A 25,271-nucleotide genomic window follows, 5' to 3' on the forward strand; every position below is an offset into this window, starting at 1 on the left:
GCAAGATCGGGGCTGAATGAGCCAAGCCAACTCCCCCTCCCCAAATGCCACGCCGTCATCTTTGGGCAGTCGCGACCAGCCAACCTGGGTGGTTTTCTGCCGCGTCATCGACAACCTGGGCGACATCGGCGTTTGCTGGCGCCTGTGCAGCAACCTCGCCCAGCATGGGATTCGGGTCGAGCTCTGGATAGACGTACCGGACGACCTGTCGTGGATGGCACCAGGGGCACTGGAAGGGGCGGTAACCGGCATCACGGTCCACCACTGGGCTGAACCGCTTGACGCCGGACAACGCATCGCTGCCGGGCAGATGACAGAAGCGGACGTCTGGATCGAGGCCTTTGGCTGCAACCCACCCGACGTCTGCCTGGCTGCGCTGGCCGAGCTTATCGCCAAAGGGCGGCAGGCTCCTGTCTGGTTGAACCTGGAATACATGAGTGCCGAGAGCTACGTCGAGCGCTGCCACCGACTGCCTTCCCCCATCATGACCGGGCCACTCGTGGGCGTCACCAAGCACTTCTTCTACCCGGGCTTCACCTCTCGCACAGGCGGCCTGCTGCGGGAAGCCGACTTGATGGAGCGTCAGGCGCACTTCCAGGCAACGCACTGGATGAACACGCGACTGGGCCTGCAGCCATCAGAGGTTCACCGGGCGTTGATGTTCTGTTATGCACCGGAGGCCATGCAATCGCTGCTGTCGCAATGGAACTCAGGCGCTGAACCGGTCGAATGCCTGGTCACGCCAGGCTGGGCCAGCGATGCAGTGGACGAGGCTCTTGGGGAGATCACCGCCTCGGCGGACGGCCAGCTCACGCTCAAAGCCTTGCCCTATGTCACACAGCCTGAATTTGACCAGCTGCTATGGTCGACCGATTTCAATTTCGTTCGCGGAGAAGACAGCCTGGTCCGCGCGTTGTGGGCAGGCAAACCCTTTGTCTGGCAAATCTATCCGCAGGATGACGGTGCTCACCACGCCAAACTCGAGGCATTCCTTGACTGGCTCGATGCGCCCGACAGCTGGCGAGCGTTTCACCGGCAGTGGAATGGCATCGGGGACGACCCACTGCGATGGCCCGGGTGGGACGAGGTGCAGCGATGGCAGAGTGTTGTGCTGGCGGCGCGGGACAAGTTGTTGAGACAAGACGATCTGGCCACCCAGTTGATGGGGTTCGTCTCCAGACTGCGGCAGGCTTGAACCTTTGAACCTTTGAACCTTTGAACCGTTGAACCGTTGAACCCTTGGGTCCGTCAAGACCCAAGACAAAGCAAAGCAAAGAAAGGGCTGACCTGCGGTCAGCCCAGCTCTAGTGCTCCGAGAGCCCTCTTTGAGCGGTCAATCGATCAGGACGCGTTGGCCTTGACGTTCAACTCTTCAAGTTCTCCGATCCCAGAGCCCGAAGTTGAGCTTCGCATGATCCAGATACGGCCGTCCTTTCTGTGCCGCCAGATGAGATCATCGATCCCATCGCCATCCACATCCGAGGCAGTCACCAGCGCTCCCCAGCTTGGACGACGCGGAACGAGCGCAGTGGAACGATGCAGTCGATACAAGCCGTCTTCGTCCCCGCTGGTCATATAGGTGATGTAGCGGTAGTAGTCCCTGACGACATCAGTGTAGCCATCGCCGTTGATGTCAGCCAGCGCTACGATCTTCCCTGGCGCATAGTCAATTCGCCCAGGTGTGACGCCCGAAATATCGTATTCCTGGTTGGCCTCGTCCCATCCCAGCACGAGCACTTCGCTCTTGTACTTGTAGTGGTAGAGCATGATCTCTACTCGGTCGTCCCCTGTGAAGTTCCCGATCCCCAGCACATGGAAGTACGAGTAGTCCAGTGTCGTGGGCATCCGATTCGCGAAGTACTCGCCTTCTTGATCCGGATCGGGCGTAATGAGCACTGTGACGAGTGACTTGGCCCTAGTCCCACTGTCCCAAAGAACCAAGTCCGCATACTCATCGCTGTCCAGCCGACCTACGCCAACGACAAGAATCTGCCTGTTCAGGCGCTCCATCAGCGTAGGGGCATGCGGAACAAGAGTCGTCACACCATCGACGGTTTGCTCGCGCAGTGTCAGCATTCGAAGTGAATAGGTCCCGTCGCTCTCTTTGGCCCGAAAGAGTATGTCATCACGGCCGTCGCCGTTCATGTCCAGGACTGCCAAAGCATCCGGGTTCTCGTCTGAAACGGCCAGTCCTGCATCGAGAACCGTCCAACTGGACACTTGACCCGTGCTGCCTTCAATCTCGGCGGAGAGGTAGGCATTGAGCCCCAGGCCTCCGTTTCGGGTCGCAGCAAACAGAAGTTCGCGTTGACCATCTCCATCCATGTCTGCCGAGGCCCAAACATTCTGCGCATCGATGTTCAGCCACCGGCGCATGCCTCTCGCGTACGCAGCCGACAGGCGACCATAATAGTCTTGCCTTCCATTGCCATAGTTCAGAGACACCGTACTGCCAGCCGCATTGGCACATGCCGAGTAGCCACCCCAGAGCGTGCCGACCACCTGGTCGTCCGGATTCAACAAAGCCGATCCACTGCTGCCACCTTCAGTTGTTCCCTGCCCCGTCCAATAGACCTTCAGGTAACTGCGGTTGTGCCAGTAAGCGGCTCCCTCGCTGAATTTCAGGAGACTGCCCGAAGGGTGGTGAAAACTCTTGATGGCCTCACCGCTGTACACATAGCTCGCATCCCAGCCAGCCAGAGTCACGTCTTCAGGCAGGGCCTCCCACAGGTTCATTCGCAAGAGCGACATATCGGTCCCCCACGATGACTTTCTCTCGGAATAGAGGTGCTCCCACCGCCCCCAGAAATCCACAGCCCTGCCATCAAGCGTACTGGCATTGCATGCAGATGACCGGAAGAATGCCGTGGCCAGCATGTCGGAGGCCTGTGCCTGATTGGCCACGCAGTGGTCAGCCGTCAAGACGTAGGGGATGCCTGAGCCCGCGTTGTCACCAATCAGCGTCCCCGTGCACATGTAACTGCCAGCAAGCCCGAAGCGGTCGTATTCAAGCAAACTCAATTGCAACGTCGCATCGGCAGCGGAAGGTGTGCTCCCCACAGTGCAAACTGCGTCTTGCTGGCACGCACCCGAATAGTCAATGCCATCGTAGTTGAAAACAGCTTTCGACCCCGCTTCCTGCTGGCTCACCACCATATGAACCACTTGGTCGATCCGAAGGTCCACATCGGACACAGACGCTCCAGGTGGCACCGCCACCTCCACGACAGTGGTATCCCCCGGGATGACGCTGGTCCAGAACAAGGACTTCCCCTGTGCGTCCGGATCTGCGGCCTTGGCAGCGAGGACGCTAAGTACCTCGCTGGAATGCAGTTGCACCATGGTGCTGGCGTCGGGCGCGTAAAACCTCAGAAGTGCGCTGTCCGGCAGGCTACCGACGGCAAGAGCGACCCTGAGACCCTTGGCGTCTGGGGACCGGACGCCAACGGCAGCACGCTTCCAGCCACCGTCGCCATCCATCCAGGTCCACGCTGCGGACGATGTAGATGCCACAGCCGAACCACCTTGACCTAATGCGGAGGCAGTCGTCGTGCTCTTGGATGCCACACGACGGCCAAACCCTGTTCGCTTGAGCTTGCTGCCACCGTCCTCGTCACTAGTCGCCAATGACTGCTGCAGGATAGCCTGCTCCGCCTTGGTGGCATTTCCGAGCTCCACGATGGAAGGCGTGGGCGCACCTGTCAAATCTCGTGCGACGACCACCTTGCGCTTCACTACCAGGCTTGCCGAAGCATGGCGAAACGATTTCGCTCCCTCATCGAACGTCTCGGCAGTAGAAGTGTCCGCAGCTGGATCCAAAATGGTTCCAGGAGTGATGACTTTGTCGGCTGTACCATACTCCTCTGAGTCCCTGGCTTCGTCCGATACAACAATATCCGGAAGTCTCTGGACGCCGCCCTCACCTCGATCGGCGCTGTCGTCACCACCACAACCAGCCAATAGGCCGACCAGCAAGCCGATCACCATCATTCGACTGGGCCTGACGAGGCAAATATTGCCACGACGCGCTGTTGGTTTGTTGGATTGCATTGGTGCTCCCGGTTCTGACAATTTTCCATTGCAGGCCGCCCAAAAAGGTCCACAGGCATCCATCCCATGCGCCCAAGGGCAGACTCTGGCCTTGTACACCCCAGGCGGATAAGAACATTCGCCTGGCTCGTACCACCTGCGCCGAAATGGCGCGAAACAGGTGACTAGGACTTCGTGGACGCAGCAAGCTAAAATAGACTGTTTACCGCTGCTGACCCAGGCCTGTCATGAAAGTCATATCGGCTGAAAGCGCGGAAACCTGAATCTGACCCTCAGTGGCCAAAGCCCGTGAAATGCGTCACTTTATCCTCGTATTTCCATTTGGCCCAAGCTTGGAAACCCTATGAAAACCGCTCAAGAAATTCGTGCTGGCAACGTCATCATGCACGGCAAGGACCCCATGATTGTTCTGAGAACCGAATACGCCAGAGGTGGCCGAGGCGCCTCGACCGTGCGGATGAAGCTCAAGGGACTGCTGATCGCCACCGGCACGGAAGTGGTGTTCAAGGCCGATGACAAGATCGACAACGTCATCCTTGAGCACAAGGAGTGCACCTACTCCTACTTCGCAGACCCCATGTATGTCTTCATGGACACGGACTACAACCAGTACGAAGTGGAAGCGGAAAACATGACCGACGCCCTGAACTACATCGAAGACGGAATGGCCGTCGAGGTGGTGTTCTACGAAGGCAAAGCCATCTCTGTGGAGATGCCAACCAGCGTCGAGCGCGAAATCACCTGGACCGAGCCGGCCGTCAAGGGCGATACCTCTTCCGGCAAAGTCATGAAGCCAGCCAAAATCGCAACCGGCTTCGAAATTTCGGTGCCACTGTTCGTGAGCCAGGGTGACCGCATCGAGATCGACACACGCACGGGCGAGTACCGCAAGCGCGTCTGAGTGCCCCGCAAGGTCATGGGGGCATGCAGAGCACTGCCCATGTCCTCTGACAACTTGCAAGACGATCAAGGCTCCTTCGGGAGCCTTTTTGCTTCCCTGTTCTGACAGGGTACGCCACCCAGACAACCCAAACCACAAAGAACGCAAAGGAACACCATCCGGTGGAACTGATTTCGAAAATCACGGACGTGATCGTTCCGGTGTTTCTCATCGTGGCCATTGGCTATGGCTACGCGCGGCGCACCCCGACCGACCTGAGCACATTCAACCGAATCGCACTGGATGTGCTGGCACCGCTGTTGGTGTATTCGGCACTCGCCTCAAAGGACTTCCACCTGACCGACCACGTCCCCTTGCTTGTTGGCGGAGCGGTGCTGATTCTGGGCAGCGGCCTTCTGGCCTGGGCAGTGGCGCACCTGTTCGGTGCACAACCCCGAACCTTGGTTCCGGTGGTCATGTTCAACAATTGCGGCAACATGGGGCTGCCTTTGGCGTTATTGGCTTTTGGCCCTGAGCATTTCGGTGCAGCGGTAGCACTGTTTGCCGTGAGCAACCTCCTGCACTTTTCACTGGGCGCCCGCATCACCAGCTCGCACGCACGGTCACGTGAACTGTTTCTGAGCCCGCTGATGATAGGCACGGCACTGGGGTTTGTCAGCGCGCTCACCGACATCCGCCCTCCTGCTCCTGTGCTGGAAGGCTTCAAGCTATTGGGGGACGCCACCTTGCCGATGATGCTGTTTGCGCTTGGTGTCCGCCTGACGGCCCTCAACAAATCCGGCCTGAGCATTGGCCTTCTGGGCGCGCTAAGCCGCCCTGTGCTTGGCCTGATCATTGCATTGCCATTGGCATGGGCGCTGGGCCTGGAGGGGGCGGCCAAAGGCCAGCTGTTGCTTTTTGGGGCATTGCCTCCGGCCGTCATGCAGTTCATGCTGGCAGACCGCTACCATCAGGAACCGGAAAAGGTGGCCGCCATGATCATGCTGGGCAATGCGCTGGCCGTGGTCTTCGTCCCCCTGGGACTGGCCATCGGGCTCTGACGTCACCGGCCACGGCTGGCGACGGCTGCCTTTCATTTTCCAGCTGACGCTGCTGAAACAGACAAAAGGAAACGGTTTGAACAAGCCTCCTATCCAAGACATCACCGAGCAACGCCTGGCTGACGCGTGGGCCGAATTGCATGCGCAGGCCAACGACGGTTATGCACTCAAAGCCGATGCCTATCGCCTCGCATTTGCCGACCCTGAGTTCATGCTTCGTCGCGAAACGCGTGGCATGCGCCTTCAACTCGAAATGCTCAAGCCTGATGTGGCCCAGATGGAGCTGGAGATCGACAACACCATTGTGGTGTTTGGCAGTGCCCGGGTTCGCGAGCCTGACGAGGCAAAACGACAGCTTGCCGATGCGCAGGCCAAAGGCGACGCCAGGCTCATCAAGCGCGCAGAAGCACTGGTGCGCAATGCCAAATACTATGACGAAGCAAGGGCCTTCGCCCGTCTGGTGGCCAGCTACAGCGCCAAATGCCCCAAGGAAGACCAGCTCTACATCTGTACAGGAGGTGGCCCCGGCATCATGGAAGCGGCCAACCGTGGCGCACACGACGAAGGAGCGCTCAATGTCGGCCTCAACATCGCCTTGCCCCATGAACAATCAGGCAACCGTTTCATCTCGCGCGAACTTAGCTTCAAGTTTCACTACTTCGCCATGCGCAAGATGCACTTCATGATGCGCGCAAAAGCCATGGTGGCATTCCCAGGAGGCTTTGGTACGCTGGATGAGCTCTTCGAGGTACTGACCCTCGTGCAGTGCCGCAAGGCCAAACCCATCCCCATCGTCCTGTATGGCAGCCATTACTGGAAACGGCTCCTTAACTTTGAAGCACTGGTCGAGGAAGGCACCATTTCGGCAGAGGATCTGGATCTCTTCGAGTATGTGGACAAACCGGACGATGCCTGGGCCGTCATCAAGCGCTTCTACGCCTTGCCCGACGCCTGACCTGTCGCCCTTTCCCCGGCACTAGCGCCCCATGACCCGCTGAGGGCCCGGTGGCTGGTCGAGCAGGCCGCGCAAGGAGCGAGGCAGCCAAGCCAGCCCGCCAACGAGCAGCCCTACCGCCCAGGAAACGCCTGCAGCGCCCACATAGGCGCCGGCCAAGCCGAATACCGTCGGCATGATGGCACTCGAGCCATTGATGGCCATGGTCCGCAGTGCCAGCGCTTCGGCATGGCGATGTCGCGGGGTGATCTGGTGCAGGGCGCTCATGACCATCGGCTGTACCGACCCCAGCACAAGGCCCAGCAACGCGGAGGCCATGCCCATCCACCAGGGGTTGGGCGCGAACGGGTAAGCGCCCAGCACCAGGCCCGAGACCAGCATGGCACCGCCGATGACAGTGGCTTCATGCAGATGCCTGGCCAGGCATGGAATCAGCACGCGAATCACTGTCGCTGCGATGGCGAAGCTGCCCAGGATCGATCCGATGACGGTAGCCGACACACCTCGCTCCACGCCGATCAGTGGCACGATGAAACTGTGCACATTCCAGCACGACGCCATGGCCCAGTTCACCGCCATCAGGCGGGCGAAAGCCGCATTGCGCAGCAGATCCCAGGCTGACCCCTTTGGCTCGCCCTCTGGTGGCGCCACCCTGTCGATCTCTGTCACGCGCCCGATCAGAGCCAAGGCCACCATGGGCACAAAGGCCAACGCAAGAAAAGCCACTCGATAACCAGCAGCATCAATGACGACACCGGCCATCATGGGCCCCAGAAAGTTGGATGCCGATGGTCCGATGGCCATCCAGCTGAACACCTGGCGCAACTGGGCAGGCGTTTCTGTCAGCAAACCTGCATGGCGCTGCACCGATATCAGGGTGAGATTGTTGGCCGCACCGCAAAGCAGCGCAGAAACACAAAGAACCTCCAGGCGGGGCCAGATGGCCCCCAACGCAGCCCCCGTCACCACCAGCGCGGCGGCCAGCCAGACCGGCTTGCGCAATCCATAGCGGTTGGTCAACCGGCCCGCCGGCAATGCCAGCAAGACTTGCGACACGGCAAACAGGGACATCAACAGTCCAGCGGTGAGCGCCCCCTGACCCTGGCGCAAGACCATCAGCGGGCCAGCCATGCGCATGCCTGTCATGACCGTATTGATGCTGATCTGTGACAGCACCAGTCGAAAGACAGCCTGGCGAATGGTGGGCGTCAAGCGTCTGCCTCGCCCGATCCGTCGACCGCGTCAGGGGGAAGCAGCTGCTGCGCCTGGTCCTGCGGCAGAGCCTCCACCGTCTTCAGCGCACGCCCCATGGCACGGCTACGCACTTCGGCGGCGTCGAGCGTGTTGAGTACGGTCTGGGTCTGCGTCTTGACCTTGGCCAGCACGCCACCGAACTTGTCGAACTCCGTCTTGACCGCACCCAACACCTGCCACACCTCACTCGAACGCTTTTCCAGCGCCAGCGTGCGAAAGCCCATTTGCAAGGAGTTGAGCATGGCCATGAGTGTGGTCGGCCCTGCCAGGGTCACCCGCCATTGGCGCTGCAAGGACTCCATCAGTCCCGGCCGGCGCAAGACTTCGGCGTACAGGCCTTCGGTGGGCAGGAACAGAATCGCGAAATCCGTGGTGTGCGGCGGCTCCAGATACTTCTCGGCCATGGACTTGGCCTCAAGCCGGATGCGCTGCTCCAGGGCTTTGCTGGCCGCCTCGGCACCCTCCACATCAGCGCCCTGCTGCGCCTCCAGCAAGCGCTCGTAATCCTCATTGGGAAACTTGGCGTCAATCGGCAACCAGCACGGAGCGCCGTCGTCTCCTCGGCCGGGCAGTCGAATGGCAAAGTCCACCACGTTGCGGCTGTTCGGCCGCGTGGCCACCTGGCTGGCGTACTGGTCTGGCGCAAACACCTGTTCGAGCAATGAAGCGAGTTGCGCCTCGCCAAACATGCCGCGCGTCTTGACGTTGGTCAGCAAATGCTTGAGGTCGCCCACGCCCTGGGCCAGTGACTGCATTTCTCCCAGGCCCTTGTGGACTTGCTCCAGGCGCTCGGCGACTTGCTTGAAGCTCTCGCCCAGACGGGCCTGCAGTGTGGTCTGCAGCTTCTCGTCCACTGTGACCCGCATTTCTTCCAGCTTGGCTGTATTGGACTGCTGAAGCTGGCCAAGCTGGGTTTCCATGGTCTGGCGCAACTCGCTCAGGCGTCGTGCGTTGGCCTCGCTGAGGTCGCGCATCTGCTGGGTCAAGGTGTCTCCCAGCGTGCCACGCAATTGCACCAGTTGCTGGGCAAACGCGTCGATCTGCGCATTCTGGGTGCGCGTGGCCTCAGCCGCCTGCTGCGTCATGTTCTGGCTGATGCCTTGCAGCTGCTGCGTCAGGGTGTCGCCCAGCGTGCCTCTCAACTGCATCAGTTGCTGGGAAAACGCATCCAGCTGGGCGTTCTGGGTCCGGGTGGACTCAGCTCCCTGGCGCGAAATCTGCTCCTGAAAGCCCATCAGGGACTTTTGGAGCTCCTGCCGACCGTCCCTCGAGCTGTCGGCGATCTCGCGGCGCAGTTCAGCCTCCGTACGGCCGAGCTGGTCGGCCAGCAGCTGGGCTGTCTCTCCTGGTCTGCGCTGGCGCACCGCCAGCCAAAGCGTCACCAACAGGCCAAGCACTTGCAGCACGAGCAAGACGTATATCCAGATCGGGAATTCTTCGTTCATGACAGCAAATTATCAATGATGCGGGGCCTGCACCCGTAGAATGAGACGCTTTGTTTTGACACATTGACCAGGAGTCCTGATGAACGTCCATGACCGCCTCAATGAGCTGGGTATCGAGCTCCCTCCCGTTTCCGTGCCGGCTGCCGCCTATGTACCTTTTGTACAGACCGGCAAGATGGTCTTCCTGAGCGGTCATATCGCCAAGACGGCCGAAGGAAAGCCATGGGTTGGCCAGCTGGGCCTCACCATGAGCACTGAAGAAGGCCAGAAAGCGGCACGCGGCATCGCCGTTGACCTGATCGGCACGCTGGCCGCAGCCTGTCTGGAGGCCGGCACCGACCTCAATGGTGTGAAACGCATCGTCAAGGTCATGAGCCTGGTCAACTCCACCCCGACTTTTACCGAGCAGCACCTGGTGACCAACGGTTGCAGCGAGTTGCTTGGCGAGGTGTTCGGTCCGGCCGGTGCCCATGCGCGCAGCGCCTTCGGCGTGGCGCAAATCCCATTGGGCGCCTGCGTCGAAATCGAGCTCATCGCGGAGCTGGTGTGATGCTGTGAATGGCGGCTGCCACTGCATTCCACGCACACATAAAAAAGACCGCCTCATTGGCGGTCTTTTTTTTCAACCCTTCCGTACTGTCCGGCGCGCTCAAGCGTTTGCCAGCTCTTCTCGTGCCAGCACCTCAAACGACTCGCGTGTGCAAATGTGCTCTGGCCGGGGCGCCTGCCCTGAATAAGGTGACTGCACCCTGTTGCTCACTGCGTTGTACACAAAGAACGCGTTGGAGCGTGGGTCGGGCGTGATGTTGCCATTCGAGCCGTGCATGGTGTTGCAGTCGAACACGATCACGCTGCCCGGCTTGCCGAGTGCGGTCACAATACCGCCTTCACGCACCATCTGATCCAGGCAATCGTCACTCGGAACGCCATACTCCTGTTTCTTCAGTGACACCAGATGGTGGTTCTCGGGCGTGTGTCCCGCACAGACGGCATATCGGCGCTGGGAGCCCGGCACAAGCATCAGCGGCCCGTTGTGATGAAAGTTCTCGGTCAGCGTGATCGACATGCTCAGGGCACGCATGCGGGGCATGCCGTCTTCCACGTGCCAGGTCTCGAAGTCGGAATGCCAGTAGAACTCCTTGCCACGAAAACCCGGCTTGTAGTTCAGCCGCGACTGGTGAATGTAGACCTCGTCATCCAGGATGTACCGGGCCAGATCGGCCAGGCGCGGATCCGAGGCCAGACGTTCAAAGACAGGGCTGACCTTGTGAACGCGAAAGATGGAACGCACATCCAGGCTACTGAACTCGGTGATCGTCTCAGGAGAGTTCCGGATGGCATCATCATGGCGCATCCGGTCCTGTTCGGCTTGCAGCCGGGCCACTTCTTCTGGCGAGAAGACGTCATGCAGAACCAGAAAGCCATCACGCTCGTAAGCGTCAATCTGCTCCCTCTTCACTGGCGCGCCGGCCCTGTCTTTTGCGTACACCACAGGGTCGATCCGGTCGGTCAGGTGAGCGGGTTGACCGTTTCGTGAAGGGTAGACGTCGCTCTGCATTGTGCTTGCCTGCGTCACAACAGCGCCCTCCTCAAATGGTCTCAGCGTCGAGCTCGTAAGCGCCTTCGGCGTTGTGCACTTCCTTGCCGTTGAGCGGCGGATTGAAAACACAGGCCATCTTCATTTCTTCAAAGGCGCGTAATACGTGCTTGTCATGCTTGTCAAGGATATAGACCGTACCGGGCTCGATGGGGTATTTCTTTCCATCGGCCAGCGTTTCCACTTCGCCTTTTCCGGACATGCAATACACAGACTCCAGATGATTCTGGTAATGCATCTGGAAATCGGCCCCCTTGTAGATGGTGGTGATGTGGAACGAAAACCCCATCTGGTCCTCCTTGAGCAACAAGCGGGTGCTTTCCCAGTTGCCGTCGGGCGAGACAATGCGGCGATTCGACTGATTGGCTTCTGCCAGTGTTCTGACGATCATGACTTGGTTCTCCTGTATCGGGATGAAAGGCTGCTGTGCCGTGAAATATCAGGCGGATTCGAAGTAGACGATCTCTTCTGGCAGCTTGTCTATCTTGGCGCACACCTCCGAGACGGATGTCTCGACAATGTCAAGGCCCATCTTGAGGCTGTCGTCCGAGGTTGTGAGCGGGCACAGGAACTTCAATACGTGATCGTCCGCACCACTGGTCTCAATGATCAACCCCTTGGCGAAGCAGGCCTTGGCGATCTTGCCGGCAATGTCGCCATTGACACAGTTGATGCCCTGGAACATGCCGCGACCGCGTGTCGAGAAGTTGCCTTCGCCATATTTGGCGACGATTCCGTCAAGACGTTGAGCGACATAATCGCCCTTTCGCTGGATCTCAAGCTGGAACTTGTCATCACTCCAGAAGTGGTCAATCGCAGCCTTGGCCGTGACAAAGGCCAGGTTGTTGCCGCGGAACGTGCCGTTGTGCTCACCCGGCTTCCATTGGTCCAGCTCTGGCCGCATCAGCACCAGTGAGAACGGCAGTCCATAGCCACTGAGCGACTTGGACAGCGTGATGATGTCCGGCTCAATGCCTGCCGCTTCGAAGCTGAAGAAGCTGCCGGCGCGACCGCAACCTGCCTGGATGTCATCGACGATCAGAAGAACCTTGTGCTTGCGGCAAACGGTCTGCAGGTTGCGCAGCCATTCAAGCGAGGCGACGTTGATGCCGCCTTCCCCTTGCACTGTCTCCACGATCACGGCTGCAGGCGAGTTGATACCGCTGCTCGAGTCGGAAAACACCTTGTCGAGGTACTCAGTGGTATCAATGCCTGTTCCCAGGTAGCCGTCGTAGGGCATGCGGTGCGTACCGTGCAGGCTGACGCCAGCAGCATCACGATGATGGGAGTTGCCGGTAGCCGCAAGCGCCCCCAGACTCACGCCATGGAACCCGTTGGTGAAGGTCACGATGTTGTGGCGTCCGCTGACGTTGCGAGCGATCTTCATCGCCGCCTCCACAGCATTGGTTCCCGTCGGGCCAGGAAACTGCACCACATACTCCAGCCCGCGCGGCTTGAGAATGGTGTCGTTCAATGCCTCCAGAAATTCTCCCTTGGCGCGGGTCTGCATGTCCAGACCATGCGTGATGCCATCTTCTTCAATGTACTTGAGCAGTGCCTTCTTGAAGATGGGGTTGTTGTGCCCGTAATTGAGCGTGCCAGCGCCTGCCAGGAAGTCCAGATAGCGGTTGCCCTCTCCATCCCACATGAACTCGCCACGTGCCTTGGTGAACGTGCGAGGAAACGAGCGCGCGTAACTGCGAACCTCGGATTCGATTTCTTCAAAGATCTTCATTGTGATTCTCCTGGTGGGTTGAACGGACCGATCCGGACAAGGTGTTCGGAATCGTGCTGGCCGTTGAAGTGTGCCGAGGCATCGAGCCAGACGCTCGAAGACAGCGGCGACGACAGGCGCTTGCCCAGCGCCCGGAACAACGACCAGGAAGCCTGGTTGTCGTCTGTGATCGTGGTTTCAAGGAAGCGAACGGCGCGGCAGGCGGGCCGTGCAAGAATGCTGTCGAGCATTCGGGAGGCCAGACCAAGGCCTCTTGCTTCGGGTGAGACAGCAACCTGCCAGATAAACAGGGTGTCTTGGCGTTCCGGCACAAGGTAACCGGAGATGAATCCCAGCAACTGGTCGCCGCGCCGGGCTGCAACCGAAGTCTGGGAGAAGTGTCCGCACTGCAAAAAGTTGCAGTAGCTGGAGTTGGGGTCCAGCGGAGGGCAATTGGCCACCAGTTGATGCACGGCCATGCCGTCGACCAACGATGGAGAAGTCAGCTGTATGTTGTCAATCTCTTCACTCAAACCCAAGACCTAACCCCGACACGCCTTCATGGCGAAATCGATTTGACATAGACGCGCCTGAGCCGGACCGGCCGCAGACGAACGAAGTGCAAGCGCCTCAGGCAGAGGCGGCAACACTGGCTCAGATTGTGGTTTCCTCGCGGCACGCCGAATGGCCGCCACACACAGGCTGAAAGTGCCTGCAAATCACTCCCGACTCAGATCATTGGCGCGAAAAACCGCCCAACACCGGGAGCATAGGAAATGGGCATGACCTGATGATGTCAATGCCACAGAAAATGAAATGGCGATGACTCCCGATTTCGGGAGCGCCTGCCATTCTAACTTGCCTGGCGAAAAAACTCAAGGCGGAGGACCCCGCCTGCTGCCGGTTCAGCGAGAGCCCAGGGCACGCTTGGTCACTTGCCCGATGGTCAGGCCCTGCACCAGGATCGAGAACGTGACCACGCAATAGGTCAGTGTCAGCACGGTGTCGCGCTCCGGGCCGGGTGGCAGGGACAGCGCCAGTGCAACAGAAATACCGCCGCGCAGTCCGCCCCAGGTCAGGACCTTCCACGAGCCTTGCGGCAAATTGAAGGAGCCAGGCGTGAAACGGGCCGGCACGCCCACCATCAGCAGACGCGATATCAGTGTCACCACCACAGCGATGGCTGCCGCAGTCAGCACCGAAGCGTTGAAGCTGACCAGGAGAACCTCCATGCCAATCAGAACAAACAGTACGGCGTTGAGGATCTCGTCGATCAATTCCCAGAACATGTCCACATACCGGCGTGTGGTGTCGGACATGCCAAGCTCACGACCGTGATTGCCAATGATCAGGCCGGCCACCACCATGGCCAGCGGACCCGAAATGTGCAGATGCGTGGCCAATGCATAGCCCCCCATGACCACCGCCAGCGTCAGAAGCACTTCGACCTGGTAGTTGTCGACGCTGCGAAACAGCATGAACGCCAGCCCGCCGAGCACCAGGCCCAGAATGATGCCGCCACCTGCCTCGTGGGCCAGGAGTTCACCCGCATGTGCTGCCGAAGGGGCCTGGCCGCTGACCAGCATACCCAGCAGCAAGGAGAACACCACCACACCGATACCGTCATTGAACAGGGACTCGCCGGCAATCACCACCTCAAGTTCACGCGGTGCCTTGGCTGACTTGAGAATGCCCATGACCGCAATCGGATCGGTAGGAGAGATCAGGGCGCCAAACAGCAGGCAATACATGATCGGCAGATCAATGCCCACCAGCGGCAGCACGTAATGCAGAGCAAAACCCACGAACAAGGTTGAGAGCACGGTGCTGACCATGGCCAGCGTGCCAATCTGCCATCTGAATGCCTTGAGTTCGCTCAGGTCGATGTGAAGCGCGCCAGCAAACAGCAGGAAAGACAACATGCCCTGCATGAGAACGCTGGAAAAATCAATGGACTGCAGAAGCGAAACCTCCGCGTCATGCAGCTCCTTGGCCACCCCCCAGCCCTCGAGCAGGACGAGCGCGAGCGAAAACACCAGCGCGACCACCATCACACCAATGGCGGTTGGCAGTTTGATGAAACGGTGATTCACATAGGCCATCACGGCGGTGATGACAAGGCAAGTGGCAATGATGTCCAGCATGTCAGTTCTCGATCTTTGATTCGTTGATACTCAAATTGGCCGCCGCAGTGAAGCCAGGATCAGAAATGGGTCGTGATGCCGTCGACTACATCCCACTGGCTGTCGACAACCGGCATCCAGCGCCATTTGTCGAAGCTCGTACAAGGATGGGATATCCCAAATCCAACCACTTCACCCACGCGAGGCCATTCTCCCTGTGGTGAATGAGGATCGTATCGCAAGTAGCCATGCTGGTCGTTCAGGCCCGTCACGCGCCAGTGCGACGGTAGCGAAGCAGGTGACGTTTCACTCGCACCCGAACTGGCACCTGCTGCTGGTCCAGCTCTCCATAACGGCACGGGCAACGACAAGTCGTACGACACATCACGCTTGCCCATGCCCACCAGAGCAAGCCCTGGCTCCGGGCATGACTGCACTGCGGCCAACACTTCCAGGGCCGGCACAAGCCCCTCTCCTCTCTGGACAGACCAGCCTTCCCGCTCTGCCATGCAACACAGGAAACGGGCGTACTGCTGGTGATCGTGCGTGAGGTAGCAACCCGAGCGCAAGATGCCGCGCACCGGCATGGGCAGACCTGGTCGAAGCCGCCGGGCCACCAGATCGAAAACCGCAGACCCCCCTGCTGTCACCAGGAATTCCTGGCGATGGGCCATATAGCCTGCATTCACAAGGTGGTGGGCGAGCCGGTCAACGCGGTCCATCAGCTCGCCGACCACTTGCTTGTCGTGCACATGCTCACCGACAGCGGCCACGCCTTCGTAGCACTCCACCCCGGCAATGGAGACAGCACCACTAGCATGCGCATGGTCTGCCAGTGTGCGGCATTGGTCAGCCGTGCGACATCCGGTTCGCTGGCCCTCAATGCCGACTTCCAGCAGCACGTCGAACGGCGCGACAGATGCTGGCGCAACAAGTCGGTCCATCCAGGCTTCGATCAGGCGAAGCTGTTCAAGCGAATCGAGCAAAAAACAGATTTGCAGATCGGCGTGTGATTCGCGCATGGCCTGCAATGCAGCAAGCTCGGCCGACTGCACGACCTGGTTGGCAATGATGATGCGCCTTACACCATGACGCACGCCCACGGAAGCCTGAAAGACTGTGGCAAATGTCATGCCCCACGCGCCCGCGTCGAGCTGCATGGCCCACAGCTCGGGCGACATGGTCGTCTTGCCATGTGGCGCCAGCTCGATGCCTTGGTCTGTGCAGAACTGCTGCATCCAGTCCAGGTTGTGGCGCAAGGGGGCTTCACGCAGCACCGCCAGGGGCAGCGGCAGGTCGCCCCGGAGCACATTCCAGCCTTGACCTGCCAGCGCCGCCCTGTGCAATGTGGGCGCAGCATACGGATAACCTTTCAGAAAGGGGCCAAAGCTTGCAGGGTGGTTTGGCATCTCAGGCCCTTTCTTCAGTCAACGGCACCACGGGTGCCTGCCAGCCTATTCCACGCGGGTCACGCTCTCTGGCTTGAAGCCCAGGTCTGCCGCTTTGCCCTTGCGCGCCCGAGCCGCTTTGGCATTGTTGAGGCTGCGGATTTCCAGAGTTTCTTCGCGTGACTTTCCGCCACGCCCCGTTCCGGCAATGCGCACACTGCGTGTGTATGCCGCTGCGCCTGCGAGGGTGTCCTTGGCTTCCAGATCGATCAGCATCAGGCCTCGCCCACCCTTCTCCATGCGCTTGAGTTCACTGATGTCGAAGGTCAGCACGCGCTTGCCGTTCGATGCACAACACACATGGGTGGCGTCTGGCACGGGCTGGCTGCCCGAGGTGCCGCTCACGTGCGACGGAGCACAAATGGTCTCGCCGTCGCCGAGATTGATAAAGGTCTTGCCGGCCTTCTGGCGCGAGATCATGCTTTCGACTGAAGCCAGGAATCCATAGCCTCCGGTTCCGCTGAGCAGCAAAGTGGCGCCGACAGGGCCAGCAAAGAAATGCACCGGCTGGGTGCCCGACTCAAGGTCGATCATGGTGGTGATGGGCTGACCATCACCACGCGCTCCCGGCAAAGAAGCGACAGCCACGGAGTACACCCGCCCATTGCTGCCGAACACGATCAGGACATCGATGGTGCGGCACTCGAATGTGCCATACAAACCGTCGCCCGCCTTGAAGGCGAAAGCTGCTGCATCGTGGCCGTGACCTGTTCGCGCGCGCACCCAGCCCTTGCTGGAGATCACGACCGTCACCGGCTCATCGACCACTTTGATCTCGGCCACAGCACGCTTCTCTTCCTGGATCAGGGTGCGGCGGTCGTCACCAAAGGTTTTGGCGTCTGCCTGGACTTCCTTGACCATGAGCTTGCGCAGGCTGCTGGGGTTGTCCAGCACGTCGCGCAAATCCTTTTCCTCCTCTCGCAGTCCTGCCAGCTCCTGCTCGATCTTGATCGCTTCCAGGCGCGCCAACTGACGCAAGCGGATTTCGAGAATATCTTCCGCCTGACGGTCCGTCAGCTTGAAACGATCGATCAGCGCTTGCTTGGGTTCATCGCTGTTGCGGATGATGGCAATCACTTCGTCGATGTTGAGCAGCACCAGCTGCCGTCCCTCGAGGATGTGAATGCGGTCCAGTACCTTGCCCAGACGGTGCTCTGTACGCCGCGTGATGGTGTTCTGGCGGAACTCGATCCACTCTTCCAGCATCTGCCGAAGCGACTTCTGTGTCGGCCGACCATCGATGCCCACCAAGGTGAGGTTGATGGAAGACGAGGTCTCCAGGCTGGTGTGGGCCAGCAGCGTGGTGATCAGTTCTTCCTGCTGGATGCGGCTGCTCTTGGGTTCAATCACCAGACGCACAGGCGCATCTTTGCTGGATTCGTCACGAATCCCATCGAGCACGGCCAGCACGGTGGCCTTGAGCTGGTTCTGCTCCTGCGTCAGCGCCTTCTTGCCGGCCTTGACCTTGGGGTTGGTCAGGTCTTCAATTTCTTCCAGTACCTTTTGCGAGCTCACGCCCGGTGGCAACTCTGTCACCACCATCTGCCATTGGCCGCGCGCCAGATCTTCGATGTTCCAGCGGGCTCGAACCTTCAGGCTGCCGCGCCCGGTGCGGTAGGCTTCGGCAATGTCGCGTGCCGGGCTGATGATCTGACCGCCTCCGGGGTAGTCCGGCCCTGGCAGCATGACGTAAAGCTCATCGTCGGCGAGCTTGGGCTTCTTGATGAGCGCCACGCAGGCGTCGGCGACTTCGCGCAGGTTGTGGCTCGGAATTTCTGTGGCCAAGCCCACCGCAATACCAGAGGCGCCGTTGAGCAGCGAAAACGGCAGGCGAGCGGGAAGCTGGCTCGGCTCCTGCGTGGAACCGTCATAGTTGGCGACGAAATCCACCGTCCCCATGTCGATCTCGTCGAGCAGCAAGGTGGTGATGCGCGAGAGACGTGCCTCGGTATAACGCATGGCCGCCGCACCGTCACCGTCGCGGCTGCCAAAGTTACCCTGACCATCAATCAACGGATAGCGCTGTGAAAAATCCTGCGCCATACGCACGAGTGCGTCATACGCTGCCTGGTCTCCGTGGGGGTGGAAGCGGCCCAGCACGTCACCCACCACACGGGCACTCTTGACCGGCTTGGCCGCGCTGGTGCGGTTGGGGCCGGAGTAACCCAGGCCCATCTGGTCCATCGCGTACAGAATGCGGCGCTGCACCGGCTTCTGGCCGTCGCACACATCGGGCAAAGCACGGCCTTTGACAACAGACAGCGCGTACTCCAGGTAGGCACGCTGGGCATAGGCAGCAAGATGGTCTTCGTTCGGTTGTTCGGAGCGAGGCTCCAGGTCGAGTTGATCCATGTGATCAGTCGTTCAATTCAATGGGGTTCTTCAAATCGCAGGGGCCCAGGCCACCCACAGTTTCGTCAGTTGGCAGGCGCCGCGGGTCAAACGTCGATCTCGACGTCGTCGCCGTGCAGCTCCATCAGCTCCCGGCGCGAAGCGGCTTCGCCCTTGCCCATCAGCTTGGTCATCAGGTCTTCTGTGGCCGCAAAACCCAGCGAACCCAAATCGACTTGCAACAAGCGGCGGGTATCCGGGTTGAGCGTGGTGTCCCACAGCTGTTCGGCATTCATCTCGCCCAAACCCTTGAAGCGGCTGATCTGGCAGCGATCACGGTTCACACCGTCTTTCTCGGCCTTGTCGAGAATCGCATGCAGCTCGCCATCGTCCAGCGCGTATTGTTTGCTCGCCGGCTTCTTGCCGCGGGCCGGTACATCCACGCGGAACAGCGGAGGCCGCGCCACATACACATTCCCCGACTCGATCAATTTGGGGAAGTGGCGGAAGAACAGCGTGAGCAGCAACACCTGAATGTGTGAGCCGTCCACGTCAGCGTCGGACAGGATGCAGACCTTGCCATAGCGCAGGCCGGAGAGGTCCGGGCTGTCATTGGGGCCGTGGGGGTCCACGCCGATGGCCACTGAAATGTCGTGGATTTCGGTGTTGGCAAACAGTCGGTCACGGTCGACCTCCCAGGTGTTGAGCACCTTGCCACGCAGCGGCAAGATGGCCTGGCATTCCTTGTCACGTCCCATCTTGGCACTGCCGCCCGCCGAATCACCCTCGACCAGAAAAAGCTCGTTGTGCGAGATGTCTCGGCTTTCGCAGTCGGTCAGCTTGCCCGGTAGCACCGCCACGCCTGAGCCCTTGCGCTTTTCGACTTTCTGGCCAGCGCGCTGGCGGGTCTGCGCCGCCTTGATGGCCAGTTCTGCGAGCTTCTTGCCGTAGTCCACGTGCTGGTTGAGCCACAGCTCGAGCGCAGGCTTCACGTAGTTGGAAACGAGGCGAACGGCATCACGGGAGTTGAGGCGTTCTTTCACCTGCCCCTGGAACTGCGGGTCCAGCACTTTGGCCGACAGCACATAGCTCGCGCGAGCAAACACATCTTCCGGCAGCAGCTTGACGCCCTTGGGCAGCAAGGCGTGCAGTTCGATGAAGCTCTTGACCGCCTGAAACAGGCCGTCGCGCAGGCCGCTGTCGTGCGTACCGCCGGCGCTGGTGGGGATCAGGTTCACATAGCTTTCGCGAACCGGACTGCCTTCTTCGGTGAAAGCCACACACCATGCAGCGCCCTCGCCTTCAGCGAAATTGTCGTCCTTGGCGTCAGCGTAGCCGTCTCCCTCGAACAGCGGAATCACCGGGTCAACCGGCAATGTCTGGGTAAGGTAGTCGTGCAGGCCGCCCTTGTACTGCCAGGTCTGGGTGTCCTTGGTCTTCTCGTTGACCAGAGTCACAGCCACGCCCGGCATGAGCACTGCCTTGCTGCGCAGCAGGTGCACCAGCTCGCCCATGGGCAGTGCAGACGAATCGAAATACTTGGCGTCAGGCCAGGCACGGACGCTTGTGCCCTGCTTGCGGTCACCCTGCTCCTGCTTGCGTTTGGTCAGCGGCTCAGTCACGTCTCCGTTCGAGAAGACCAGGTGAGCCACCTCTCCGTCTCGATGACTGGTCACCTCAAGGCGCTTGGACAAAGCGTTGGTCACACTCACGCCGACGCCATGCAAGCCTCCCGAGAAGCTGTAGGCGCCACCTTTGCCCTTGTCGAACTTGCCTCCAGCATGCAATCGGGTGAAGACGAGCTCCACGACCGGCGCCTTCTCTTCCGGATGCATCCCGAACGGAATGCCACGGCCATCGTCTTCAACACTGACCGAACTGTCGCTGTGCAAGGTGACCTTGATCTTCTTGCCAAAGCCGGCCAGAGCTTCATCGGCCGCGTTGTCCAGAACCTCCTGGATGATGTGCAGCGGGTTGTCTGTCCGGGTGTACATGCCCGGGCGCTGTTTGACTGGCTCCAGTCCCTTGAGGACACGAATGGAGCCTTCCGAGTAAGCAGAGGAATTTTGGGTTGCCATGGGGGCGGATTGTAAGCAGAAATTCGATTGACTACTGTATATATATACACCAACACCGACACTCATGCGTGCAGCGCATCAATCACCGACAGAAAAATCACAGGCTTGAAACGCCCTTGCGACACACAGGCAGCGCCGGGATTGGTTACATTCTTCCTGATGAACGAAACGTCTTCTCGTCAACCCCTGTCCATGGTGCAAGTTCTGGTCGCCGGTGCGGCCATTGTCACCCTGTCGATGGGCATTCGCCATGGCTTTGGCCTATGGCTGCAACCCATCACCCAGGCTCAGGACTGGACGCGGGAGAATTTTGCACTGGCCATGGCCATCCAGAACCTTTCCTGGGGTGTATTTGGCGTCTTTGCCGGCATGGCGGCCGATCGCTTCGGTGCATTCAAGGTCCTGGCCATGGGGGCTGTGCTCTATGCGCTGGGCCTGTACGGCATGGCCACATCCACCACGCCCACCGTCTTCGCCCTCACGGCGGGCGTGCTCATAGGTGCAGCGCAGGCCGGCACGACTTACGCCGTCATCTACGGCGTCATCGGCCGGCAGGTGCCTGCCGAGAAGCGATCATGGGCCATGGGAGTTGCTGCCGCAGCTGGCTCGTTCGGTCAGTTCCTGATGGTCCCAGTGGAAGGCTGGCTCATCGCCAGCTTCGGCTGGCAGGAAGCACTGATCACCTTGTCGATGGCCGCGCTGCTCATTGCGCCCCTCGCCCTTTGGCTACGCGAGCCCGGTACGGCCGACGGCAAGCCTCTCCCGCGTGACCAGACCATTGGCCAGGCACTCAAGGAGGCCTTCAAGTACCCCAGCTTCCTGATGCTGATGGCAGGCTACTTTGTTTGCGGCTTCCAGGTCGTCTTCATTGGCGTGCACATGCCCAGCTACCTCAAGGACCATGGCCTTGCGCCTGAGGTGGCCAGCTTCGCACTGGCATTGATCGGTCTGTTCAACGTGGTCGGCACGTATGTGGCGGGCAGTCTGGGGCAACGCATGGCCAAGCGCCATATCCTGGCGTTCATCTATTTCGGCCGTTCCATTGCCATCACGGTGTTCCTGCTGGCGCCCCTGACACCGATGAGTGTCTACATCTTCTCCGCCGTCATGGGCACGCTGTGGCTGTCCACTGTGCCCCCCACCAACGCCACCGTCGCCCAGATTTTCGGCGTGGCGCACCTGTCCATGCTGGGTGGCTTTGTGTTCTTCAGCCACCAGGTCGGCAGCTTCATGGGGGTCTGGATAGGCGGCGCCCTGTATGACGCCACCGGCAACTATGACCTGGTCTGGTACATCTCCATTGCGCTGGGTGTGTTTGCCGCGCTGATCAACCTGCCCGTTCGCGAAGCGCCCATCGAGCGAGGGCCACAGCGTGTCATGGGGGCAGCCGTATGACACGCGGGCAGCGCCTGGTCTGGTGGGCTCTGGTGACCTTGGCCCTGGCCGGCACGCTGGCCATGTACATGCGCCCGGATTTTCTGGTCACACTTGCTGACCAGTTGTGGAGCTGCTTCTGATGAGCGACTCGCTGGCCAGCCCTGGCACCAGCACGGGACACGGCTGCGGGCCGGCTTCCGAGTGGGTCATGCGATGGGGGCAGCTCGTTTCGCCCGGCGCTGCGGTACTGGACGTCGCCTGTGGTCGCGGCAGGCACAGCCACTGGTTTGCCGAACGCGGTCATCCTGTCACGGCACTGGACAAAGACGGCGACGCCCTGTCCGCCATTGACACAGCCGACCTGCCCATCACCACCGTCATGGCCGACATCGAGGGGGGCGGATGGCCCCTGCAAGGCCGTACCTATGGGGCTGTGGTGGTCACGAACTATCTCTGGCGGCCGTTGTGGCCCACGCTGGCCGCGGCCATCGCCCCTGGCGGCACCTTGCTCTACGAGACTTTCGCCGAAGGAAACGCCTCGGTTGGACGCCCCCGTCGACCCGAGTTTCTGCTCCAGCATGGAGAGCTGCTTCAATGGTGCCAGATGGCTGGCCTGCGGGTCATCGCCTACGAAGACGGGTTTCTCCAGAGCCCCGAGCGCTTCGTCCAGCGCGTAGCTGCCGTACGGTGGGAAGACAGTGACGAGAGCGAAGAGCCTCCAAAACGCTGGCCACTGACCCCGTGACGCCCTGCCTCTACCCGGCCCACACTGGGTAGAATGCGCATTGAAGACCACGGCATCGTGATCGCCTTCGTCCGCCCCGTCCGATACGAGGGCGCATTGGAGAGCACCAGATGCCACACCAAGTACTGACAGACACATGAATACGATTACCGGCAGCATCGTGGCCCTGGCCACCCCGTTTCAGGAAGACGGAAGCGTCGACTACGGAACGCTGCGCAAGCTTATCGACTGGCACATCGCGGAAGGCACAGACTGCATTGGCGTGGTAGGTACCACCGGCGAGTCGCCAACCGTCACGGTAGAGGAACACTGCGAGATCATTCGCGTCTCCGTGGAGCAGGCGGCCAAGCGAGTGCCGATCATGGCCGGGTGTGGAGCCAATTCCACTGCCGAAGCCATCGAGCTGGCGCAATATGCGCGAAACGTCGGTGCCGACTGCCAGCTCCAGGTGGTCCCCTACTACAACAAGCCTACCCAGGAAGGCCTGTACCAGCATTTCAAAGCCATTGCAGAAGCCACAGGTGACCTGCCCATCGTGCTGTACAACGTACCGGGCCGAAGTGTGGCCGACATGTCGCTGGACACCACACTGCGCCTGGCCAGTCTGGACGGCATTGTGGGCGTGAAGGAAGCGACTGGCGACATTGCGCGCGCGCAGTGGCTGATTCGCGAAGCCCCCAAGGACTTCGCCATCTATTCCGGCGACGACCCGACAGCGGTCGCCCTGATCCTGTGTGGTGGTCACGGGAACATCAGCGTGACGGCCAACGTGGCGCCAAAACTCATGCATGAGTTGTGCGTGGCGGCGCTGGACAAAGACGTCGCCAAAGCAATGGACATTCAGTTGCGCCTGTTGCCTTTGCACAAGAACCTGTTCGTCGAGGCCAACCCGATCCCGGTCAAGTGGGCCATGGCGAAAATGGGACTGTGCGGAGGAACTATGCGGCTACCCATGACTGCGCTGAGCCCATCCATGGAACCCGTGGTTGAATCTGCGCTCAAAGAGTGCGGGCTGGTTGGCTGAAACGCCCCGTCCATTCGCTGAATACCGTTAATCCCTACCGATTCCCGAACATGAGTAAACGCCCTGTCTTTGCTGGTCGCTCCCGCAACCTCGTCTCTCTGGCTGTTGTCACGGCTGTCGCCGGTGGCCTGGCAGGCTGCACCATTCTGGAAGAGGATCGCATTGATTACAAATCCACATCCACCGGCCGAAGCCTCGAGGTTCCCCCTGATCTGACACAGCTCCAGCGTGACTCCCGCTATGCCATGCCTGGCGACAACGTCACCGCGAGCAGCATGCCTCAGACTGGCGCAACAGTTCAGGACACAGGCGTCACGGCGGCCACACAGATCGGCGACGTCCGGATCGAGCGAGCTGGCAACCAGCGCTGGCTGGTGATCAGCCGTCCAGCTGACGAACTGTGGACGCCTGTCCGACAGTTCTGGCTGGACAATGGTTTCACTTTCACACGCGAAGACCAGCGTCTGGGCATCATGGAAACCGACTGGGCAGAAAATCGCGCCAAAATTCCACAAGATGTGATCCGTCGAACCATCGGCAAGGTTTTTGACAGCCTGTATGACACGGGTGAACGCGATCGCTTCCGCACGCGAATTGAACGCTCGAGTGAAGGCCAGACCGAGATTTACATCAGTCACAGGGGCATGGAAGAGGTGTATACCAGCTCGCGCCAGGACAACACGATCTGGCAACCACGCGCATCAGACCCTGAACTGGAAACCGAGTTTCTGCGCCGCCTCATGATCAGGCTGGGCGTATCAGAGGAGAAAGCCAGCGCTGTGGCTGCCGACAGCAGTGCGCCCAAGCAATCCACGCTGGTGACCGTTGACGGTCAGCAAGCGATCAGGATCGAAGAAGGCTTCGACCGCGCCTGGCGCCGCGTCGGGCTGTCACTGGACCGCACAGGCTTCACCGTCGAAGACCGTGACCGCACCAAAGGGGTCTATTTCGTGCGCTTTGTGCCCGCGCTGTCGGCAGAGGAACGGGCCAAGCCAAGCCTGCTTCGCCGCATGTTCGGTGCAGAGGCCAAGGAAGCCAAACCTGAGCAGTACCAAGTGGTTGTCCGCAGCGACGCGCAACAAAGTCTGGTGACTGTGCTGAGCCAGTCAGGGAAGGCAGAGAGCGCAGAGAACGCCAAGCGCATCCTCACACTGCTCTCCGAGGATCTTCGCTAACCCGAAACAACGCC

The 25,271-nt window shown here is 60.2% G+C and carries 21 protein-coding genes; 10 read left to right on the forward strand and 11 right to left on the reverse strand.

The window, feature by feature from the left end; translation table 11 throughout:
* Positions 1-16 precede the first annotated feature (16 nt).
* Entirely contained in the window at positions 17-1,195 is a 1,179-nt protein-coding gene (gene earP / locus ABWV89_RS17375) for an elongation factor P maturation arginine rhamnosyltransferase EarP (protein ID WP_353399798.1), read from the forward strand.
* A gap of 146 nt (positions 1,196-1,341) precedes the next feature.
* Here earP and ABWV89_RS17380 read toward each other — a convergent pair whose 3' ends face one another.
* Positions 1,342-4,050, reverse strand: a complete 2,709-nt coding sequence (locus ABWV89_RS17380; protein WP_353399801.1) for a trypsin-like peptidase domain-containing protein — start codon at positions 4,048-4,050, stop codon at positions 1,342-1,344.
* 343 nt (positions 4,051-4,393) lie between these two features.
* On the opposite strand from ABWV89_RS17380, the gene efp reads away from it, so the two are divergent.
* The 3 genes from efp (at position 4,394) to ABWV89_RS17395 (ending at position 6,946) form a co-directional block, all read left to right on the forward strand.
* On the forward strand, positions 4,394-4,951 hold the full coding sequence (gene efp / locus ABWV89_RS17385) for an elongation factor P (RefSeq protein ID WP_353399803.1): 558 nt from the start codon (positions 4,394-4,396) through the stop codon (positions 4,949-4,951).
* Positions 4,952-5,112: 161 nt separating this feature from the next.
* Entirely contained in the window at positions 5,113-5,991 is an 879-nt protein-coding gene (locus ABWV89_RS17390) for an AEC family transporter (RefSeq protein ID WP_353399806.1), read from the forward strand.
* Positions 5,992-6,067: 76 nt separating this feature from the next.
* Positions 6,068-6,946, forward strand: a complete 879-nt coding sequence (locus ABWV89_RS17395) for an LOG family protein (protein WP_353399809.1) — start codon at positions 6,068-6,070, stop codon at positions 6,944-6,946.
* A gap of 21 nt (positions 6,947-6,967) precedes the next feature.
* Here ABWV89_RS17395 and ABWV89_RS17400 read toward each other — a convergent pair whose 3' ends face one another.
* Together ABWV89_RS17400 and ABWV89_RS17405 are read right to left on the reverse strand one after the other, a co-directional pair.
* Positions 6,968-8,158 carry an MFS transporter gene (locus ABWV89_RS17400; protein WP_353399812.1) on the reverse strand — a complete coding sequence of 397 codons (1,191 nt, stop codon included), beginning with the start codon at positions 8,156-8,158 and terminating at the stop codon, positions 6,968-6,970.
* On the reverse strand, positions 8,155-9,645 hold the full coding sequence (locus ABWV89_RS17405; protein WP_353399814.1) for a DNA recombination protein RmuC: 1,491 nt from the start codon (positions 9,643-9,645) through the stop codon (positions 8,155-8,157). The genes ABWV89_RS17400 and ABWV89_RS17405 overlap by 4 nt, the downstream gene beginning before the upstream one ends.
* Before the next feature lie 79 nt (positions 9,646-9,724).
* Here ABWV89_RS17405 and ABWV89_RS17410 point away from each other — a divergent pair, with 79 nt between their 5' ends.
* A complete protein-coding gene (locus ABWV89_RS17410; protein WP_353399816.1) occupies positions 9,725-10,195 on the forward strand; it encodes a RidA family protein in 471 nt (156 codons plus the stop codon).
* Between the two features lie 99 nt (positions 10,196-10,294).
* Here the strand turns inward: ABWV89_RS17410 and thpD are convergent, their stop codons facing one another.
* The 8 genes from thpD to ABWV89_RS17450 form a co-directional block, all read right to left on the reverse strand.
* Positions 10,295-11,203 (reverse strand): ectoine hydroxylase, encoded by a 909-nt coding sequence (gene thpD, locus ABWV89_RS17415; protein ID WP_353399819.1) that lies wholly within the window; start codon positions 11,201-11,203, stop codon positions 10,295-10,297.
* 31 nt (positions 11,204-11,234) lie between these two features.
* The gene (locus ABWV89_RS17420; protein WP_353399822.1) at positions 11,235-11,633 is read right to left on the reverse strand and encodes an ectoine synthase; all 399 of its coding nucleotides are present in this window, start codon (positions 11,631-11,633) and stop codon (positions 11,235-11,237) included.
* 48 nt (positions 11,634-11,681) lie between these two features.
* Complete coding sequence (ectB, locus tag ABWV89_RS17425) at positions 11,682-12,983, reverse strand: diaminobutyrate--2-oxoglutarate transaminase (RefSeq protein WP_353400117.1); 1,302 nt, start codon at positions 12,981-12,983, stop codon at positions 11,682-11,684.
* Positions 12,974-13,489, reverse strand: coding sequence for a diaminobutyrate acetyltransferase (gene ectA, locus ABWV89_RS17430; protein WP_353399825.1), 516 nt, complete (start codon positions 13,487-13,489; stop codon positions 12,974-12,976). Before ectA ends, ectB begins: the two co-directional genes overlap by 10 nt.
* A gap of 372 nt (positions 13,490-13,861) precedes the next feature.
* A complete protein-coding gene (locus tag ABWV89_RS17435) occupies positions 13,862-15,100 on the reverse strand; it encodes a cation:proton antiporter (RefSeq protein WP_353399827.1) in 1,239 nt (412 codons plus the stop codon).
* 59 nt (positions 15,101-15,159) lie between these two features.
* The gene (locus tag ABWV89_RS17440; RefSeq protein WP_353399830.1) at positions 15,160-16,488 is read right to left on the reverse strand and encodes a type III PLP-dependent enzyme domain-containing protein; all 1,329 of its coding nucleotides are present in this window, start codon (positions 16,486-16,488) and stop codon (positions 15,160-15,162) included.
* A 45-nt stretch (positions 16,489-16,533) separates the two neighbouring features.
* Positions 16,534-18,879, reverse strand: coding sequence for a DNA topoisomerase IV subunit A (parC, locus tag ABWV89_RS17445; protein ID WP_353399833.1), 2,346 nt, complete (start codon positions 18,877-18,879; stop codon positions 16,534-16,536).
* Between the two features lie 86 nt (positions 18,880-18,965).
* The gene (locus tag ABWV89_RS17450; RefSeq protein ID WP_353399835.1) at positions 18,966-20,936 is read right to left on the reverse strand and encodes a DNA topoisomerase IV subunit B; all 1,971 of its coding nucleotides are present in this window, start codon (positions 20,934-20,936) and stop codon (positions 18,966-18,968) included.
* A 159-nt stretch (positions 20,937-21,095) separates the two neighbouring features.
* Here ABWV89_RS17450 and ABWV89_RS17455 point away from each other — a divergent pair, with 159 nt between their 5' ends.
* From ABWV89_RS17455 to bamC, 5 genes are all read left to right on the forward strand, one after another.
* A complete protein-coding gene (locus ABWV89_RS17455; RefSeq protein WP_353399838.1) occupies positions 21,096-22,331 on the forward strand; it encodes an MFS transporter in 1,236 nt (411 codons plus the stop codon).
* Positions 22,328-22,453: a hypothetical protein gene (locus ABWV89_RS17460; RefSeq protein WP_353399841.1), complete on the forward strand. Its 126-nt coding sequence runs from the start codon at positions 22,328-22,330 to the stop codon at positions 22,451-22,453. The genes ABWV89_RS17455 and ABWV89_RS17460 overlap by 4 nt, the downstream gene beginning before the upstream one ends.
* Positions 22,453-23,058, forward strand: coding sequence for a class I SAM-dependent methyltransferase (locus ABWV89_RS17465; protein ID WP_353399843.1), 606 nt, complete (start codon positions 22,453-22,455; stop codon positions 23,056-23,058). The genes ABWV89_RS17460 and ABWV89_RS17465 overlap by 1 nt, the downstream gene beginning before the upstream one ends.
* A 136-nt stretch (positions 23,059-23,194) precedes the next feature.
* Positions 23,195-24,082: a 4-hydroxy-tetrahydrodipicolinate synthase gene (gene dapA, locus ABWV89_RS17470; protein ID WP_353399846.1), complete on the forward strand. Its 888-nt coding sequence runs from the start codon at positions 23,195-23,197 to the stop codon at positions 24,080-24,082.
* A 50-nt stretch (positions 24,083-24,132) separates the two neighbouring features.
* Positions 24,133-25,257 (forward strand): NlpB/DapX family lipoprotein, encoded by a 1,125-nt coding sequence (gene bamC / locus ABWV89_RS17475; protein WP_353399849.1) that lies wholly within the window; start codon positions 24,133-24,135, stop codon positions 25,255-25,257.
* Positions 25,258-25,271 lie beyond the last annotated feature (14 nt).

Origin of the sequence: Hydrogenophaga sp. 5NK40-0174 (genome assembly GCF_040372165.1) — a bacterium.
Classification (GTDB): domain Bacteria; phylum Pseudomonadota; class Gammaproteobacteria; order Burkholderiales; family Burkholderiaceae_C; genus Hydrogenophaga.